The organism is Leptospira weilii serovar Ranarum str. ICFT, from assembly GCF_000332415.1.
Classification (GTDB): Bacteria; Spirochaetota; Leptospiria; order Leptospirales; family Leptospiraceae; genus Leptospira; species Leptospira weilii_A.
In genome coordinates this window covers 19,835-37,098 of record NZ_AOHC02000023.1, presented here as the reverse complement: position 1 = coordinate 37,098, position 17,264 = coordinate 19,835, and the positions used below count along the sequence as shown (strand labels likewise).

16 protein-coding genes and 1 pseudogene are annotated in these 17,264 nt (G+C 41.9%); 8 read left to right on the top strand and 9 right to left on the bottom strand.

Translation table 11 applies throughout. The features are described 5' to 3' along the window. Entirely contained in the window at window positions 1-885 is an 885-nt protein-coding gene (locus LEP1GSC060_RS07040) for a formylglycine-generating enzyme family protein (RefSeq protein WP_002999934.1), read from the bottom strand. 370 nt (window positions 886-1,255) lie between these two features. Between LEP1GSC060_RS07040 and LEP1GSC060_RS07035 the strand changes: the two genes are divergently transcribed. The 3 genes from LEP1GSC060_RS07035 (at window position 1,256) to sph (ending at window position 5,885) form a co-directional block, all read left to right on the top strand. Beyond that, window positions 1,256-2,785 carry a M14 family zinc carboxypeptidase gene (locus LEP1GSC060_RS07035; protein ID WP_002999891.1) on the top strand — a complete coding sequence of 510 codons (1,530 nt, stop codon included), beginning with the start codon at window positions 1,256-1,258 and terminating at the stop codon, window positions 2,783-2,785. Continuing rightward, window positions 2,786-3,688 carry a DMT family transporter gene (locus tag LEP1GSC060_RS07030; protein WP_002999896.1) on the top strand — a complete coding sequence of 301 codons (903 nt, stop codon included), beginning with the start codon at window positions 2,786-2,788 and terminating at the stop codon, window positions 3,686-3,688. 517 nt (window positions 3,689-4,205) lie between these two features. After that, window positions 4,206-5,885 carry a sphingomyelin phosphodiesterase gene (sph, locus tag LEP1GSC060_RS07025; RefSeq protein WP_080634529.1) on the top strand — a complete coding sequence of 560 codons (1,680 nt, stop codon included), beginning with the start codon at window positions 4,206-4,208 and terminating at the stop codon, window positions 5,883-5,885. Between the two features lie 130 nt (window positions 5,886-6,015). Here sph and LEP1GSC060_RS07020 read toward each other — a convergent pair whose 3' ends face one another. Continuing rightward, window positions 6,016-7,341 (bottom strand): phosphoinositide-specific phospholipase C-related protein, encoded by a 1,326-nt coding sequence (locus LEP1GSC060_RS07020; RefSeq protein ID WP_003000033.1) that lies wholly within the window; start codon window positions 7,339-7,341, stop codon window positions 6,016-6,018. A 746-nt stretch (window positions 7,342-8,087) separates the two neighbouring features. Here LEP1GSC060_RS07020 and rlmN point away from each other — a divergent pair. From rlmN to LEP1GSC060_RS06990, 5 genes are all read left to right on the top strand, one after another. Then, window positions 8,088-9,143, top strand: a complete 1,056-nt coding sequence (gene rlmN / locus LEP1GSC060_RS07015; RefSeq protein ID WP_003000105.1) for a dual-specificity RNA methyltransferase RlmN — start codon at window positions 8,088-8,090, stop codon at window positions 9,141-9,143. A 30-nt stretch (window positions 9,144-9,173) separates the two neighbouring features. Then, window positions 9,174-9,458: a Cys-rich protein gene (locus tag LEP1GSC060_RS07010; protein ID WP_002999840.1), complete on the top strand. Its 285-nt coding sequence runs from the start codon at window positions 9,174-9,176 to the stop codon at window positions 9,456-9,458. A gap of 12 nt (window positions 9,459-9,470) precedes the next feature. Continuing rightward, a complete protein-coding gene (locus LEP1GSC060_RS07005; RefSeq protein WP_002999868.1) occupies window positions 9,471-11,207 on the top strand; it encodes an ArnT family glycosyltransferase in 1,737 nt (578 codons plus the stop codon). A gap of 845 nt (window positions 11,208-12,052) precedes the next feature. After that, window positions 12,053-12,949: a hydroxymethylglutaryl-CoA lyase gene (locus tag LEP1GSC060_RS06995; RefSeq protein ID WP_002999825.1), complete on the top strand. Its 897-nt coding sequence runs from the start codon at window positions 12,053-12,055 to the stop codon at window positions 12,947-12,949. Then, a complete protein-coding gene (locus LEP1GSC060_RS06990; protein ID WP_002999788.1) occupies window positions 12,946-13,860 on the top strand; it encodes a TIGR02757 family protein in 915 nt (304 codons plus the stop codon). The genes LEP1GSC060_RS06995 and LEP1GSC060_RS06990 overlap by 4 nt, the downstream gene beginning before the upstream one ends. Before the next feature lie 207 nt (window positions 13,861-14,067). Here the strand turns inward: LEP1GSC060_RS06990 and mazF are convergent, their stop codons facing one another. From mazF to LEP1GSC060_RS20275, 7 genes and pseudogenes are all read right to left on the bottom strand, one after another. Next, window positions 14,068-14,409, bottom strand: coding sequence for an endoribonuclease MazF (mazF, locus tag LEP1GSC060_RS06985; RefSeq protein WP_036095670.1), 342 nt, complete (start codon window positions 14,407-14,409; stop codon window positions 14,068-14,070). After that, on the bottom strand, window positions 14,403-14,639 hold the full coding sequence (locus LEP1GSC060_RS06980) for an AbrB/MazE/SpoVT family DNA-binding domain-containing protein (RefSeq protein WP_002999996.1): 237 nt from the start codon (window positions 14,637-14,639) through the stop codon (window positions 14,403-14,405). The genes mazF and LEP1GSC060_RS06980 overlap by 7 nt, the downstream gene beginning before the upstream one ends. A 348-nt stretch (window positions 14,640-14,987) precedes the next feature. Next, window positions 14,988-15,620: a DUF4304 domain-containing protein gene (locus tag LEP1GSC060_RS06975; protein WP_002999833.1), complete on the bottom strand. Its 633-nt coding sequence runs from the start codon at window positions 15,618-15,620 to the stop codon at window positions 14,988-14,990. Between the two features lie 96 nt (window positions 15,621-15,716). Next, a complete protein-coding gene (locus LEP1GSC060_RS06970; RefSeq protein WP_036095667.1) occupies window positions 15,717-16,058 on the bottom strand; it encodes a type II toxin-antitoxin system PemK/MazF family toxin in 342 nt (113 codons plus the stop codon). Continuing rightward, a complete protein-coding gene (locus LEP1GSC060_RS06965; protein ID WP_036095664.1) occupies window positions 16,045-16,293 on the bottom strand; it encodes a ribbon-helix-helix domain-containing protein in 249 nt (82 codons plus the stop codon). Before LEP1GSC060_RS06965 ends, LEP1GSC060_RS06970 begins: the two co-directional genes overlap by 14 nt. 53 nt (window positions 16,294-16,346) lie before the next feature. After that, window positions 16,347-16,772 carry a PIN domain-containing protein gene (locus LEP1GSC060_RS20820; protein ID WP_338041954.1) on the bottom strand — a complete coding sequence of 142 codons (426 nt, stop codon included), beginning with the start codon at window positions 16,770-16,772 and terminating at the stop codon, window positions 16,347-16,349. A 21-nt stretch (window positions 16,773-16,793) separates the two neighbouring features. Beyond that, window positions 16,794-16,977: pseudogene (locus LEP1GSC060_RS20275) on the bottom strand (IS256 family transposase); the annotation flags it as partial. Between the last annotated feature and the right edge of the window lie 287 nt (window positions 16,978-17,264).

Sequence of the window (17,264 nt, the reverse complement as noted above, 5' to 3'; positions counted from 1 at the left end):
CTATTTATTTGCGTCCTTTGCACAACGAAATCCGAAATGATGGTATTCCGGAAAATTTTCGGGAATATGAGATCTTCTTTTGGAACCTCTCGCGTAACTTGCGGGCCACCACCAGGAACCGCTTTTTAAAACTTTTTTTGCGTGACCCGGACAGGAATTTTTTCCATCGCAAGGCCCTTTGGGATCCTTTCCTCTGCACGCGTCCCCGCAAACTTTGAAAGAAGGGGAATACCAATCCGCGGTCCACTCCCAGGAATTTCCCGCCATATCATACAATCCGTACACTCCGGGAGCTTTTGTTCCGACGTTTGCAGTCGGCATAAGATGAGGTTTTTGCGTTTTTTTCGCCGCACATCCTTTGACGTCTCCGACTTCTATGACGGCCCTTTCACAGGTTGCGGGTTCGTTTCCCCAGGGAAATAAATTTCCGTTGGGTCCTCTGGCCGCTTTTTCCCATTCCGCTTCGGTCGGGAGTCTCTTGCCCGCCCATTCGCAAAATTCTTTGGCCGTATACCAACTGATACCCGCCGCGGGTTGTTTGGGACCTAAATACGGTTTACCATAACGTGGCCCGATGTAATTGCACTTTCCGGTTTTTAAACATTCACCGCACTTGCCCGCGTTTCTGCATTGATCGAATTCTTCGTTCGTGACTTCGTATATGTCCATGTAGAAGTCGCTCACGTAAACCTTCTCTTCGGGTTTTTCGTCGGCGTCGTGTGTGTTACTTCCTCGGATGAATTCTCCGGCGGGAATACATTTCATTCCGGTAATTTCTTTCCCGCCGCAAGAGGACGAATCCGCAAGGAGTTTGCACATACATCCCAAGCAGACGACCGAAATCACCGCGGTCCAAAGAAGAAGATTCCGAATTTTCGATTTCATACAAGGTTCCTGTTCTAAAAGATTCCGACTTAAAAAAACGTGAATTCGGCGTGAGAAAGTTTGGGCGAATCCGGCCCCGGAGCTGCGATCCGTAGAGAGCAGAACCACTTTAGTTTTTGGGGCCGGACCGCGCTTTTCGTTCCAATCAACAAATTGACGGTTGGCTCGAAAAACGGTTTTTTTTCGTCATTCCAATTTGTTGATTCCACTACAATCGCTTTCGCATTTGAACTTACGTTAATGAACTTACCTTAAAAGGATCTTTAACGGTGAGGATAGACTGAAAAAGGAAACGAACAAATCAAGTATTTAAAAAAATCTCTGGATTCTTAAAGCGATCGGAACAAATTAGTTCCAATATTTTAAAAGAATGAAATCGTATTCCGTTCTTCCAGTCGGCGCCGCGCCTCTTGTACTTTGTATGAGCCTGTTCTTTTCGGTTTCCTGCGCGGGTATCTTTCGGAAAAAAATTCCGAGTTCTCCCTTAAACGATCCTAGAAAGATGCTTCTTGTTCGGATCGAACCCGGACGTTTGGGCGAATTTAAGGATAAAACCGGAGGCAAGTATTCCGTCAGTTATCAGGAATCCGATTCTTATTATTCCGTGATGCGTAAGGAGGACGTCGACAAGTTCGGATTTCCCTCTCCGGGAATCGCGGTCGTCAAACAATACTTTCCGTTTAAATATTATTCCGGAAACTATCAGGATCTTATCAACGAAACGTTCGGCGGACTTGACGATCTCAAAAAAGGTTATAAGGATAATATATTAAATATTCATTATTTACTTGGGATCGCAAATCTTTATTCCAAATCGGCCCGTATGGAAGTGATCGGCAAGACCGCAAGAGGAAGGGAAATCCCCGCGTTGCTTCTTACGAATACGAACGTCCCGGATAAGGAGAAAATTTCCGTCCTTTTCAATTGTGCACATCACGCTAACGAGGTCATTTCGATCGAACACTGTTACGATATCGTCCATTCGGTTCTCTCCAAACCGAAAGAATATGATGAAATTCTAAATAAGATGAAGATATGGGTCGTTCCGATCGTCAATCCGGACGGGGCCAGACATTTTTGGCACGTGTCCAATTTGATGGGGAGAAAAAACGGTTATCCCGGAACCGGTCCGGTCAACGACAAGTCCAATCCCGGCGTGGATATCAATCGGAATTATCCTTTTTTCTGGGGAAAAACGGGCGGGGGGTATTCTTCTCCCAATCCTTCCAATTATTTTTACAGAGGACCTTCTCCCGGATCCGAACCGGAAACCAAGGCGATGATGGGCCTTGCCAATCGCGAAAGGTTTGCGGCCTCTATTAGCTTTCACGCATATGCAAATTGTCTGTTGATTCCTTATTCGATCGATTCCTTAAACAACCCGGAGCCGGACATGGCGGGAGAATTGGGAAAAAAAATCGCCGCTTCGGTCGTCAGTTTGAATCCCGAAAAGGAATTCGAAGCGAGAAAAAATATTTATCCCATCGACGGAGTCGATCAGGATTATCTTTACTTTGCGCACGGAACCCTCGCGTATCTTCTGGAAACCACACATCTAAATCCAGAGTACAAGGAAGTGGAGAAGGTGAACGTTTCTTTGAGGGAATCTTGGAACGTTTTGTTAAACGAAGTCTTGGAAGGTATAAAAATTTTCCTGAAAGTTGCCGACGAATTCGGAGTTCCTCTCGAAGCGAAAATCGAAATCGAAAGGGTAAAATATTTCCAGGAAGAAGTTCGGGTTTCCAATCCGATCAACGGATTTTTCTTTCAGTTGTTTCCGGATCGAAAGGAAACAAAAATCAAAATTTCCAAAGAAGGTTACGAGCCCGTGGAAATTTTGTCCAAGCCGAGTCGAAGTTGGGAACCTCTAAAAATCATACTTAAGAAAAATAGAATCTAGATGTTTCACATTCGACAATTCGGAAACGAGGCTTATCTCATTCTCTGTACGCTGATCTGGGGAGGCACGTTTACGATGACGATCTTCGGACTCAGGGACGCGTCTCCTTCCGTATTTTTGGGGTTGCGTTTCGGGATCGCAAGTTTGATTTTTTTCCCGTTTGTTTGGAAAGAATTCAGAAACGGTAAAGTCTGGTACTCGGGCGCGTTTTTACTCGGAATGTTTTTGTATCTCGGATTTGCCTGCGAAACCGTAGGTCTTAAGACTACGACCGCGACCAAGTCTTCCTTTTTAATCGGAACGTTAGTCGTCATTACTCCGTTTTTAGAGGCGATTTTTAAAAGAAAAATGCCCGCAAAAGGAAATCTTTTGGGAGCCGTTATTGTTTTTACCGGAATTTGTCTGATCTTTTTGGGTGAAATCGGAATGGAAGGTTCTTTGACGATCACAAGCGGGGATTGGATCACTCTCGGAGGCGCGCTTTTTTTCTCTTTGTACATCATCCAGATGGATCGTGTGGGTGCGGAAATTCCGATTCGGGTTTCCGTTTTTTATCAATCCTTCGTGGCGGGTTTTTTCGCTTCGGTTGCGGCGGTCGGTCTTCATATAACCGGAATCGAAGAGGCGAGATTGAATCCGAGTATGAGATTGATTCCGGGGGTTTTCTACAACGCGATTTTCGCCTCGGTTTTGACCACGTTTTTACAAACCAAATTTCAGCGTTATGTGTCACCGACTCGGGTGGGAATCATCTTTTCCTTGGAGCCGGTTTTTTCCTCCCTAATCGCATTTTTATTGTTAGGTGAAACGTCCGGTCCGATCCGGATCGCCGGTTGTGCCATCGTTTTTGCCGGATTGGTTTCGGCCGAGTTGATCGGTAAGGAAAAGTATAATAGTGGTTAGGGCGATCGGGGTTGGGGGATTTTTCCTTAAAGGGTGATCGGACTTTAACAAAGCATGATTTTTCTCTTCTGTAAATGATTCTGAATTCTATTCACTGACTCCTAGTGCGCACGAAGTTTAAGTCGTTCGATGCGAAAGAAACCGTTACTCAAATGCTGCTATGGAATTTTTCTTTAGAACTTTAAAAGTATATAAAATGTATAAACTCTAATATATCCGGCGCCGCCATTTAAAGGATAGAGCCGCAAAATGGAATCAGGATGCAAACAAACGATCAAAACTATCGAATGGAAATTTAAGGCCGGAAAAACACATAATGGATTTTGATATTACTTAAGACTTACGAGTTGAATTGGCGCAAAACAAAACCAATTCGTTTTAACGAGACGTGTCGAATTTCATCATGGAACGTTTGATTCATCCTTTAGGAAATTTTTTTCATAAAGTGCTATCTTTTTCAAATTATATACCATAATATCCGGTAACAAAATACGAACGGAGATAATATATGAAAACAATGCTAAATGTTTTTCGAAAAGAAAAAAAGAAAAGATCGAATGAAAACAAAAACTTTAAATTTTTTGTAGGTTGTTGGCTCTCCTTGTTTTTTTTGAACTGCCTGCCCGATAAACAGGCTTTGTATAACAATTTGCTAATGTCTCTTCTTTTGACTCCGGAAAGCCAAAACATCGAGTCTCCAACAAACGCCGGATCCATGAGGATGGGAACGGAAGGTTCCGGTTCTACGAACGAAGGCGTCAAAGTTCTGAGTTACAGTCTTTTTATGCATCAGACGGGATCTCAGAAAGGGCTTGTGGACACGGGAAAGTGGGGACAGGAAAAAAGAGCAAAACTGCTTGCGGGCTCCGAATACGTAAAGAATCAAGATGTGATCGTGTTTGAGGGACTTCTCTATACGAAAGCCAAAAACAATCTCTTAAACGGACTTCGCTCGCAATATCCGAATCAAACCGACGTGATCGGAAGAGTGAAATACGGTTGGGACCATACTCTCGGAGATTTAAGATCATTTCCGCCGGAAAACGATTATAACGGAGGAGTTGTTGTCTTAAGCAAATGGCCCATCGAAGAAAAGACACAATATATCTTCAACAATCACGGATGTGGTAACGATTATAGCTACGAGAAAGGATTTGCTTATGTAAGGATCAATAAACACGGGCAAAAAATTCATATCATAGGAACCGACGTTCAATCGAAAAATTCATCGTGTACGGATTCGGGACGGGGCGTAAGAAAACATCAATTCTACGAAATCAAAAAATTCGTCGATTCCAAACAAATACCGAAAACGGATACGGTTTTAATCGTAGGAAGTTTGAATGTGGAAAAGGGTAGTGAAGAATATCATAATATGCTTACTATTCTGGAAGTAAACGAACCTAATTATGCGGGAATACCTTTTACCTGGGATCCAAAAAAGAATGCGATCGCCGCTTATGACGGTCGCGATAAAACTCCCGAGTATTCGGAGTATATTCTGGTTTCCAAAGGACATTCTCAGCCTCCCGTTTGGCAGAATTTGGCGTATGATCCTATTTCCCCGACTACGTGGCAAGAATTCGGATATACGAGTTACGAATTTTCCGATCACTATCCCGTTTACGGATTTTTTTATGCGGACGCTTCCACTCCGACGAAGTCCGCACATAGAAGAAAATACGATCAAGTTTCCTTCTCGTCCATAGAAAACGGAAAAAGAATTCAGGCCGATCCTAAGAGAGCGGATGGATGGTTACAAGTGAACGCTCGGAATGAAACGGACTTTACGAAGTTCAATTTATTTCAGGAAAACAATCCCGATTCGAATTCCAATTGTATCGTAAGCGGGAGTATTCGAATCGAACCTTCTCAGTATTTAAACTTTTATTGGACTTGGTGGCTCGGAGGAGGGGGAGGCAACTACGCTTACTATCCCAAGTTCAACGACGGTTCCAATCGACTCGAACTCAAAATCATCGGCAAGGAAAAATGTTTGGAATCGGGGAGCGCAATCGCATTCAGAGATTATGATACTCTTTCCGGAGGGTATTTTTTCCTTACGAATTGGGAGACGGGAAGTTGGAAGGAATATCTCTATCTTTGGAAGACGTATACCGGTTCAAGAGAAATCTTTTACGCTGAATTGAATACGACGCCGGAAAAAGATTGGAGCAAGGATCTGATCTATCGTTAGATTTTTTCCCATTTTCAAGAGGAGGCGGATGTCTCCTCTTGATTTGTATATTCTATTTTTCTAAATTAGGATAAGTTTAATCTCCTAAAACTTACTCGATCTTTAGATTTGAACTCGTTCCCGTTCTTTTTCAACGCGTAGGAAAATAATCACTCACGCGATTGTCCGGGCCCCAATCACCTTCCCCCTTTTTGGTTATATTGATCCAAACGGTCTGATTATTACCGTTTGATTTTACGGCGTCTTGAAGTTTTTTGTTTTCATAAGGAGTTTCGGGAGCGACGAATTGGTAACGACCAAGACCGGATTGGTTCTCGCTTTTTATTCCGTAAAAGAGGCAGGCGCTACTTCCGTGACCCCAAGGACCGCCGCTACTATTGGAGGTCACAACCCAGTTTCCGGTCCGCGTATCTCTGCATGCAAATTGAAACTTTGCGTTACAGTCAAAGGCCGACCATCTTCCGTTCAACCAGATCCGCGCGCAGTTTCCTCCTTCGTCGCGAGGTTCGGATTTGTCCCAAGACCAAAGGGCTTGTTTCGCCAAATCGGAATCAAACTGATCGATTCCGAAAACGTTCACTTCGCAGGCAAGCATGGATTGAATACCGCTATTCGTAAATGAATCGCTCGGGTCGGGAGTATTTTTCGAAGAAGTATTGTTAGAAACACGAACGAACGAATTTTTATAAACCTCTCTCGAAAAGTTACAATCCGGGTGCCCTCGAAAATTTTTCGGTTGGAACGTGGAAAAGAAATTCTTTTTAAAGTAAGAGCTCCATATTTCCGAACCCGTGCCGCTTTGACACGTGTCGCTCATGAGAAGAATTCGGGCTCCTGTCTCCGCCATACGACCCAACTTCGGCATTTCGTCCGCGGAATAATTATCCGTGCACTTTCCGGAATGATTATATAACCATCGACCCAGAACATTTGTCAAGGTCTGAAGAGCTTTGGGATAATTTCCGTCAAGACGATCTTTTACGTAAAGGAGCAGGATCTCGTTTTGATTTTCGGATTTCAGCATCCATTGACGAATTTCCTGCAATCCGTCTCGAAAAGAACGATCGTTGATACTACAACCTTTATGATCCTTTTCATTTTCTCCGCGACAAAGAAGAAGTTCGTTGCTGCCTTTTTTGCCGAGCGTCCAATGAACCTCTAATTCGATAAATCGCGCGCCTAAACGAAGTTGATCGCTGAGAGTATATTTCTGATCCGATGCGAATTTCGCATAAGCGGTACTGTTAAACGAATTGTGGGTTCCGTAAAAAAGAGTCCGATGGATCGGAACGTTCATGTTGATTTGGGTTTTTCTTTGTAAGGCGAGAGCCTTATTCTCGGACGATTTTTCGAAAACTTCCACCGGATTTTCCTTCGGCTTCGCACTACTCGCATAGAGACTTCCAACGGTTCCCAGTAGAAGAAAACCGAATGGAATTATGATTTTTCTTTTCATAAACTTTTTCACCTCTTATATTATTTTTCGCCTTTCTCCGAAAGGAGAAACTCGTAGATTTGAAATGATAAAAGAAAGGCGAGCAAACCGCTTATTCTGGGCTTATGAAACGATTATTTAAAACGAAAAAGGGAATATTTTTCACAGATTTTAAGAACTCGTCCCAAAACCTACGAAAATTGCGGAAATGAATGCGATGCCGAAAAAACTCGAGACGTTTTGGGACAAACTCTAAATTTTTCAAAAGATACTCCGTTTCGATTTCAAAAAAATACGTTCGATTTTGCGAAACATTGCGGACAAAGAAGTCAAAATAGAGATTATACTATTTGCAAAAAATATAATGTCTTTTAAAAATTAAATTATAAAAATAGAATATATAAATCGAATTTTACGTAAGAAGGTTTGGGCGAACCCCTCGCCGGTTTTTTCCGTAAGAAAAAACCGGCGAGGGGCCGCGCTTTCAGCTCCAATCAACAAATTGAGGTTTGCTCGAAAAACGAAACGCTCTCGTCATTCCAATTTGTTGATTCCGCTTCAATCGCTTTCGCATCGGTTATACCGAACTCACGTAAAATAACGGAACCATATAATCAGTACCTAATATTTTGTATGGAAACGGAATTTTGCGATAAAAATAAACGGAACTCAATTTTAGAGAAATCGGTAAGAATTCCAAAAAAGACTCTTTTGAAAAGAGTATCCTCCTCCGTGTTTTGAAAAAAAATCGACAAAGAAGGCATACTATGACTCAAGAATCGCTCGGAGAAGTTCAAACGGGAAAAATTCCGTTAAAAGGAAGGACCTTAAAGGAACTTTCCGAGATTATGGTTTCACTCGGAGAAAAACCGTTTCGAGCCAAACAGATCTATCACGGTTTATACGTAAACCGTTACGAAACTTGGGAACAATTTTCCACATTCTCCAAAACTCTCAAAGAAAAACTCGAAGAACTTTGTTCACTCACTCGACTTCAGATCGTAAAACATCTCAAGTCCGTGGACGGAACTCAAAAGTTCACGTTCGCATCCGAACCCGGAAAAGAATTCGAAGCCGTTTGGATTCCGTCCGGAGACGGAGGAAGGAAAACGATTTGTATCTCTTCTCAGGTAGGTTGTACTCTCAATTGTAAATTCTGCGCGACTGCAAAGTTGGAATTTCAAGGAAATCTAAAAGCAAACGAAATCGTGGATCAGATTCTACAGGTGGAAAAAATCGTCGGAGACAAGGCGACTAACGTTGTTTTTATGGGAATGGGAGAACCGTTACACAATTACTTCAACGTGATACGCGCGGCTTCCATTTTTCACGATCCCGAAGCGCTCAATCTGGGAGCCAAAAGAATTACGATTTCGACGTCCGGAGTTGTCAACGGAATCAGACGTTTTATCGAAAACAAGGAACCTTATAACTTTGCGATCTCTCTCAATCATCCGGATCCGAACGGGAGATTACAAATCATGGACATCGAAGAGAAGTTTGCCCTTTCCGAACTTTTACAAGCCGCGAAGGATTTTACGAGAGAGTTGAATAGAAGAATCACTTTCGAATACGTGATGATCCCCGGGGTCAACATGGGACCGGAGAACGCGAACAAACTCGTAAAAATCGCCAGGTCTTTGGATTGTAAGATCAACGTGATTCCTCTCAATACCGAATTTTTCGGATGGAGAAGGCCGACGAGAGAAGAGGTCGCGGAATTCATCGCGCTTTTGGAACCGGCGGGAGTTCCGATTCTCAATCGAAGATCGCCCGGAAAAGATATCTTCGGCGCTTGTGGAATGCTCGCCTCAAAAAGTTGACCTCCGATTTCGTTTCTGAAAAATGGGGCAATGAATCTAAAAAGAACTCTTATTCTTTTTTTATGTCTTTCCTCTTTCGTTTCCTGTCAGGAATACGTTCAACAAAAATGCAGTTCCGCTTGTAAGTTTTTCGTTCAGTGTGCGGTGGCCGAGTTTAAGGACGTAAAAGTTACGGACGCCGAAAAAAATCAAACGACGATCGATTGTGAGAGCGGTTGTATCCGCGAACAAAGTTTTGTTCTACCCTGTTTCGAATCCGAAACCACATGCAAAGGTTTTAATACTTGCGTGATGGAATCGGGCTTTATGGATTGAAAAGGAGTTCTTATGAATCAAATATCCGCCGATGATAAGCAGCCGATTTCCGTTCGAGTTCTTTTTGTTCTTCTGATCGTCTCCGTTCTTCCTTTGATTCTTACGCTTCCTTTGGATGTGATCGATATCGATTCCTCCCAATACGCGGAAATTTCAAGGGAGATGGTGGAAGGAGGAAATCCTTTTTTTATCAGGGACAACGGGAGAAGATATTTGGATAAACCGATTCTTACGTTCTGGAAAATTTCCCTTTCTTTCCTCGTGTTCGGTTATCAAAATTTTGCGTTTCGTCTTCCGGCGCTTTTGTTTACTTTTCTTTCTTTCTGGGGAATGTTCAAACTCACGGAACTTTATTCGGGAAGCCGTTTTAGAGCTTGGCTCGCGGTGTTTTTGTACGCACTTTCTCCGGGGCTTTATTCGATGGTTGTGGATCCTAAGATCGACGTTTATCTGACTCCCTATCTGATATTGGTCCATACCTTTTACTATTTGGGATTTAAAAAGAATAAAAATTATTATTATCTAATGTACTTTGCGATGGGGTTGGGTTTTATCACCAAGGGGCCGATTGCGACGGTGATTCCCTGTATTTCTATCGGAGGGGATATTTTATTTAGAAGGGATTGGAAACGACTCTCGGAAATGAAACTGTTTCCGGGCGTTTTGCTTGCGATTTTTCCGCCTCTTTTGTGGTCGATTCCGTTGTATCTTGAATTTCAGACTTACGGTCCTTATTTCTTTTTATGGATTCAGTCCTTCGGTCGTTTTTATGTGAAGATGTACAATCAGAAATTCAATCCTTTGTTCTTTTATTCCAATTTCTCCTGGGCGTTCGGAGTTTTGATTCTGCCTTTTGCCGGATTCGTTTTCGATCGAGTTCGATTTTTCTTTAAGGAAGGGAAGGCAAAGGATGTATTTAAGAATATTCTGAAAAACGAATATAAGGATCTGGATTTTGTCCCCGGGTTTTGGCTGTTTTTATTTCTTTTTTTGATTAGTTTTTCCAGATACCAACTTCCGCAGTATATCTATTGGTGTCTTCCTGCGGCAGCGGTGATCGGATCGGGAGTGTTGGAATCGATTCTACTTTCTCTCAAAGATCGTAAAGAGATTCATTTTATCGACAAGGTCAATCAAAGTCTTCTTTTGTTTACGGCGGCTGCTTTTTTAGCCGCGATTTTTATCCTACCTTCGATCAGCATTCAAGTCGGTTGGAGTTATCCGATTCTTCCTTTGGTTTATCTTGGGATTTTTCTTTGGGTATTTTTTCGGACTTCCGGAGAGGGCAGGTTGCTCGCGTCTTGGATTTTCCCGGTTTCTCTTTTTTTCTCGATTGTGAGTTTGTTTCTATATCCGATGCTCACTTCGTATCAACCTTCAAAAGAAATCGGAACTTTGATTCGTAAAAACGAACCGGATAAGGAAAAGTTATTTCTGTTCGGGGTTCCCGCTTCTAAAAGATCCTATGCGTATTATTCCCGGAGAATTTCCAGAACCTTATTCGATCCCGCGACTTTAATCGAGGCGGTTAAAAAAGACGGCGAAAGTTATTTGGTCGTTCAGGACAAGTGGCTGCCGAAGATGGACGAGTTTTTCGGCAACGACCTTCAATTCGAAACCGTTCAAGAATTTCCTTCCTACAAGGTCGCAACTCCCGAAGGTAAGTTTTTCCTAAAAGCGCAAAGGGATCGGATCGTAGGTAAGGTGATTGTGATGAAGGCTACTTTAAGAAGTTCTCGGAAAAAATGAGAGTTTTTTAAAAAAAGTCGGGGAAATTTTACGTTTCTCCCGAAAAATGAATTAGGCTAAATTGTGAGCCTGGTTTGGTTTTGGTCCCTGGGTAAAACCGGGGACTGCTTTTCCCTTCTCGTCTTCCACCTAACATCTCTAAGTGCGGGAGTTCCCACGTTTCAAGTGGCGAGGATTTAGTCAATAGGGGTTAAGATTTTACATACATAACGTGAGTTCGACGGTTGAAAATTTGGGCGAATCTAGCCCTGGCGCTGCGACCCTTAGGGAGCAGTGCCACTGAGTTACCTGGGTCGTTCGAGGTTTAACTCAATCTCACTCCCGATGGGTCGTTCGGGGTTTAACTCAATCTCACTCCCGATGGGTCGTTCGAGGTTTAACTCAATCTCACTCCCGATGGGTCGTTCGGGGTTTAACTCAATCTCACTCCCGATGGGTCGTTCGGGGTTTAACTCAATCTCACTCCCGATGGGTCGTTCGAGGTTTAACTCAATCTCACTCCCGATGGGTCGTTCGATAGGTCGCAACATATAATCGCTTTCGCATTTGTTATACCGAACTCACGTTAGATAAGATCGACAAGAAATGTGTTCAATTCAAACAACGGTAAACATTTCTTTGACGACGTTGAGGAAACTCATGCAACGCTCTCTATGGATCGCGTTGCAGGGATCGAGGCGGAGTCAATAAATTGGGAAGGAAGGGAATATTTTTCATAACGTTCTCATTCGTCAATTTATTGACTGGAGCCGAGAGCCCGGTCCTCGCGTAAGCGAGGAGCCGCCCCTAAAAATCGTACGATTTGACTTGCCGGTTTGTTTGCGGTTGAATCGAATGAGAAGGAAATGGAAGTAAAAATCACGGAAGTCGGTCCGCGCGACGGGCTTCAAAACGAAAAACGTCCGGTGTCGACCGAGATCAAAGCGGAATACATTCGGCGTTTGGTTCGATCGGGTTTAAAACATATAGAAGCGACGTCTTTTGTAAAAAAAGAATCGATTCCCCAGTTGGCCGATGCCGCGGAACTTTCCGCGATTTTGGATCTGAACGGTTCCGTTCATTATTCGGCGCTGACTCCGAACGTAAAAGGTTACGAATTCGCCAAGAACGCGGGTTACAAAGAAGTTGCGGTTTTTACAGCCGCTTCGGAATCCTTCACAAAAAAAAATATCAATCGAACGATCGCCGAGTCCATCGACGGTTTTAAGGAGATCTTTCGACTTTCCAAAGGAGACGGCATTCGGGTTCGCGGTTATGTTTCCACTGTGATTGATTGTCCGTATGAAGGGATGATCGATCCGAAAAAGGTTTTGGAAGTTTCCAAGATTCTTTTGGACTTGGGCGCTTACGAAATTTCTCTCGGCGAAACCATCGGCACGGGAGTTCCCACAGAAGTGGAACGGTTATTGGAACATCTTCTCAAAGAAATTCCGGCCGATCGACTTGCGGGACATTTTCACGATACCTACGGAATGGCGATCGCAAACGTGGAAAAAGCCTTTTCGATGGGAATTCGTTCCTTTGATTCTTCCTCCGGAGGATTGGGAGGCTGCCCTTACGCCAAAGGAGCCGCCGGAAATTTAGCCACCGAGGATCTGGTATATTTTCTCGAAAAATCGGGAGTTCCCACGGGAATCGATCCGGCTCTTTTGTGGGAGGCGTCGGCCTTTATGGAAAACGCACTCTCCAGAGAATTACAATCGAGGACGTATCAGGCGACCAAAAAGAAAAGGGAGCCTTGAAACCTTCTTCTCAAAAAATCAAACAGGTTCTGGAAAGAATCTTTTTGGAATACCGAACACCGCAGTATCTCAAGACCGATCCGATAGAGTTCCCACATTCCTACTCGGATAATCAGGACCGGGAAGTTTCCGGTTTGATTTCCGCATTGTTCTCTTACGGAAACGTAACCGCAATCAAGGCGCATCTCAAGCGACTGCTTGCACTTTGTGGGAACTCCCCGCATCAATTTCTTTTAAACGGAGATCTCAAACTCATCCGGAAAGAATTAGGCTCCTATCGTTTTCAAAAACCCGCCGACACATATCTTTTTTTACAAACGATTCAAAACAAACTAAAGAAAACGAAAGATCATAAACTTGAGTCCCTATTTTCTTTGCCCGAAGAGGGCGAATTTAAACTTTCCCCCAAAGATCAAAAATCGTTTGCAAAAGGCGGAACTTTAAGACGGAGAATCCTTTCTTTCCAACTTCGATTTTTGGAGGAATCCGGAAAGATCGACTCAAAACAAACTGAAAGTTACGGATATAAATTTTTAATCGGACAAGGAGTTCGAACGACGTCCTTAAAGAGATATTCCATGTATCTGCGATGGATGGTTCGAAAAGAATATCCGGATTTCGGAATTTACACCGCGATTTCACCCGAGGAATTACAATTTCCCTTGGACGTTCACATTCAAAGAATTGCAAGTGTATTGCGGATCGGCTCCCGCCGCACGGCGGATTGGAAAAAAGCGGAGGAAATCACCGATTTTTTTCGTACGATTTTTCCGAACGATCCGGTAAAAGGGGACTTCGCTCTCAGTCGATTGGGAATATTAAGAAAATGTAAATCGATGTATATCCGGGAACTTTGTGAAACCTGTAGAATCAATACGATCTGCAAGGTTTACGAAAACAAATCCGTTTGATTTGTTTGTTCTTTGAACTTGATCGTCGAATATTAGATTTTCAGCGTTTATATTAACGTGAGTTCGGCCCTGAAGCCCCTCCGAGTTTCTATGGTCATCCGTCATTTGTGCACGAATGGTAAACCGGCCCGGCATGGCGGATAACGACAGAAGTTTGCGGTCTCGAAGCGCCGCGAGAAGTCGAGGTTAGTTGAAAAAGCCCATTTATTAAAATACTAATAGTTTAATATTATCTAAAACTTCTTTCAAAGAAACTTTATTTATCGATTCAATAAACGCCGCTTCACGAATCGTCCAATCTAAGTTTTTCACTTGATCAGAAAGAATTACACCGTCGATTTTCTTTGATTTAATCAACACTTCGAATGGATAACCTTTAATTTTGCTCGTAACTGGACAAAATATCGCTAGCCCAGTCTTCGAATTGTATTCCTTCGGTGATAAAACAAGTGCGGGTCTACGGCCTTTCTGTTCATGACCTGCTTGAGGAGTAAAGTTCAGCCAAACTATATCTCCTTTTTCAGGAGTGTATTTTCGACTCTTTACCAAGCTTCCTTGCCTATCGAGTTACCGGTTGATATTTCAGAGTGAAGATTTTGTTTCGTAATTTTAGAGAGTTTTTCTTCCAATGAGGCTTTTCTCATTGGATAGATTACAATCTTGTCCCCTTCATATTGTAAATCAACGTGACTTCCGTCATTTAACTCTAATTCCGTTGCCATCGCTTTTGGAATTCTAATTCCTAAGCTATTACCCCATTTTTGAATAATTGATTCCATAAATTTCCTATATATACATTGTATATACTGTTTAAAATTTGTCAGCAATTTTTTAGAATCGAATTTAACGATTTAGAAATGAATTTCTTTCGTTAAGATTTGTAAGGTAAGCCCCAACTTTCTCCATAAATCTTTGGGCTATTGCAACTAACGAAAGAGTCTCTTTGACGTTGCGTGTCCAAGCGAGAGTTGCGTAGCAATCTCGAAACGCCGCGAGAAGCCGCAGTTATTTAGAGTTTGTCCGCCAACCGTCCGATTTTATCGGAATGGCCGCAAATCTCCGCGATTGTTTTAAATTTTGGGACAGGCACTTAGATTTTTTCCACATAAAAATGAACACTATAAAATTCATGTTATTAAATTTATATGTAAACCTAATCTATTTGCTAAAAGAACCACAGTCTCTTGAAAACGAGAACCTTCGGATTCATGGAATGCCTTTTGAATTAGCTTGATAGACTCTTTTTCATTCTGTTTCAGTTTATATATCATTGCTAATAAAAGTGGTCTTTGAGATTCAAATATTCCCGGTATAGATTTGTCAAATTTCAGTTCATCGAAAAGTTCATTAATGGAACTATACTTAGAAAAAAAGGGAAGAGCATAAGCTTGTAAACATTCAATAATTTCCTTTGTAAGAATTACCAAATTTGTATTTAAGTCAACGGTCCACCATTTGTCAAATTTTTCAGGTAATAGACTACTTAATCTCACTTGAATTGGCCATAGTGCAGTTGCTGGATTTTTTGGGAGCGAGTTACCTGTCCAAAATTTATATAAACTTTCGGATACTATAGCCAAATTTATTGTAAATTTACCATTTTCTCCGGAATTCCACTGGCTATACTGAAAGTGAATACAATGAATTAAGTCATTAGAATTTCTATATAAGTGGTTACCTAAACGCTTAAACTCACTTAATTTCTTATGAGAGTTTTTAGAAACAAGGGATACTGCTTTTTGCGTTATAGAAGTCGGCATAATTTTCTACACGGAATAATTTTAAAAAATGTCGCCTAACGACAGAAGTTTGCGGCCCCGAAGCGCCGCGAGAAGTCGAGGTTAGGCGACGTGCTCTTAATCTAGGCCTATAACTAGCTTAAGCCCTACTTCAACTTCGTTTAGTTTATTTGATTTAAGTTTTCCCGCTTTGTTTAGAAATCTTTCTCTATCTAAAGTCACAATTTGTGAAACATTGATTACCGAGTCCTTAGACAAATTTGAGTCTTTCTTGCTAATTAGAACGTTACCTGGTGCTTCCGAAAGATTCAGATTCGGTGTAATTGCGATTGAAACTATTGTGTTAATATTACTTTGATTAAAAGAATCATCTTGAATTATGAGAACAGGACGTTTAAATCCAGATTCACTGCCAAATGGAATTCCTAAGTCTACCCACCAAATCTCACCACGAATCATTTTTTAAACTCTTGCGAAGCGATTCTACGGCTAAATCAGTGATGTTATTTTTAGTTTCTTTGGACTTGCTGGTGTAAATTTTATTTAATTTCTCAGTTACGGATTCCTTACTATGAGATTGAATAAATTCTTCCAATGCTTTTGCAAATAATTGGCTACGTGGTATTCCAAGTTTTTTGGCTATTTTCTCGGCAGTTTTAAATAACTCATCAGGAATTGAAATTGCCGTTTTCATATTCTTGGTATAACTCTGGTCATACCAATGTCAACTTTTAAATAGACTGATTTTTAGTCCAAATTTAGAAAATAAGCCGACAAATTGTCTTTTGATTTCTTCTTCAATATCAAACTAAGTTTAGGGCTTTTGCGCCTAACGTCGTAGGTTTCTCGACGTTTGCGGGCCCGAGCGAAGCGAGGACACGAACTTTTACTAAAAATGTTCCTTAAGACGACGTGAGTCAAGTGTCCTATGTCCGAGGCGATATGTCGAAGACCAAGCGAGGCTGTGGCGGGAACCGTAAGTGACGAACGAAGCGGCAAATCGACGTTGCGTTTTCTCTTTGATTTTTTATAACCTTCGAAATTGAAGGTCTTTAACTTTGTAATTCCAGAAAGTCTTAGAAAGTCATTATCATAAGTTGCAAGAACGAGGTTATGAGTAATTGCAAGCTGAGCGATTAAGGCATCAATTGTAGCTAACGGCGTTATCAGCAATCTTGTGTAAATGACATTTCTTTAAAACGAATCTAATTTCAATTGATCTCCGAAAATAATCGAAAACTGGTTCATCGCTTTTCCCCAGTCTTGAATCGGCATGGTCCATTTTTTAGAATAGGATTCAAGGTTAAATAGAGAAGCTTGACTGCTGCCTCGTCGTTAGGAAACGAACCCCGTTGATGATTTTTCTTAGACCTATATTCTCTAGCGGCGAGTGGTTAGGAATTAGGGGGTAGTAAATTTACTGAAGAGGAAAATCAATCTCTGTTTCAAGTCAGATCGTTCTATTAGGAAAATGTAACTAATTTCTAATCACTAAACCCTAGCCACTTGAAAGTGTAAATCGCCTTACGAATGTTTCGAACCATCGGTAATAAATAACTTATTTCCTCCTGCATACGCAAATGACGATTCAACCTGATTTTAGGACTTTACAGGTTAGGGATTAGGAACTAGTGGCTAGGTTTTTAAATCAAAATCTATCCTGTT

Coding starts and splice junctions, on each gene's coding strand:
- LEP1GSC060_RS07040 (WP_002999934.1), bottom strand. CDS start 885: ATGAAATCGAAAATTCGGAATCTTCTTCTTTGGACCGCGGTGATTTCG.
- LEP1GSC060_RS07035 (WP_002999891.1), top strand. CDS start 1,256: ATGAAATCGTATTCCGTTCTTCCAGTCGGCGCCGCGCCTCTTGTACTT.
- LEP1GSC060_RS07030 (WP_002999896.1), top strand. CDS start 2,786: ATGTTTCACATTCGACAATTCGGAAACGAGGCTTATCTCATTCTCTGT.
- sph (WP_080634529.1), top strand. CDS start 4,206: ATGCTAAATGTTTTTCGAAAAGAAAAAAAGAAAAGATCGAATGAAAAC.
- LEP1GSC060_RS07020 (WP_003000033.1), bottom strand. CDS start 7,341: ATGAAAAGAAAAATCATAATTCCATTCGGTTTTCTTCTACTGGGAACC.
- rlmN (WP_003000105.1), top strand. CDS start 8,088: ATGACTCAAGAATCGCTCGGAGAAGTTCAAACGGGAAAAATTCCGTTA.
- LEP1GSC060_RS07010 (WP_002999840.1), top strand. CDS start 9,174: ATGAATCTAAAAAGAACTCTTATTCTTTTTTTATGTCTTTCCTCTTTC.
- LEP1GSC060_RS07005 (WP_002999868.1), top strand. CDS start 9,471: ATGAATCAAATATCCGCCGATGATAAGCAGCCGATTTCCGTTCGAGTT.
- LEP1GSC060_RS06995 (WP_002999825.1), top strand. CDS start 12,053: ATGGAAGTAAAAATCACGGAAGTCGGTCCGCGCGACGGGCTTCAAAAC.
- LEP1GSC060_RS06980 (WP_002999996.1), bottom strand. CDS start 14,639: ATGGAATCAATTATTCAAAAATGGGGTAATAGCTTAGGAATTAGAATT.
- LEP1GSC060_RS06975 (WP_002999833.1), bottom strand. CDS start 15,620: ATGCCGACTTCTATAACGCAAAAAGCAGTATCCCTTGTTTCTAAAAAC.
- LEP1GSC060_RS06970 (WP_036095667.1), bottom strand. CDS start 16,058: ATGATTCGTGGTGAGATTTGGTGGGTAGACTTAGGAATTCCATTTGGC.
- LEP1GSC060_RS06965 (WP_036095664.1), bottom strand. CDS start 16,293: ATGAAAACGGCAATTTCAATTCCTGATGAGTTATTTAAAACTGCCGAG.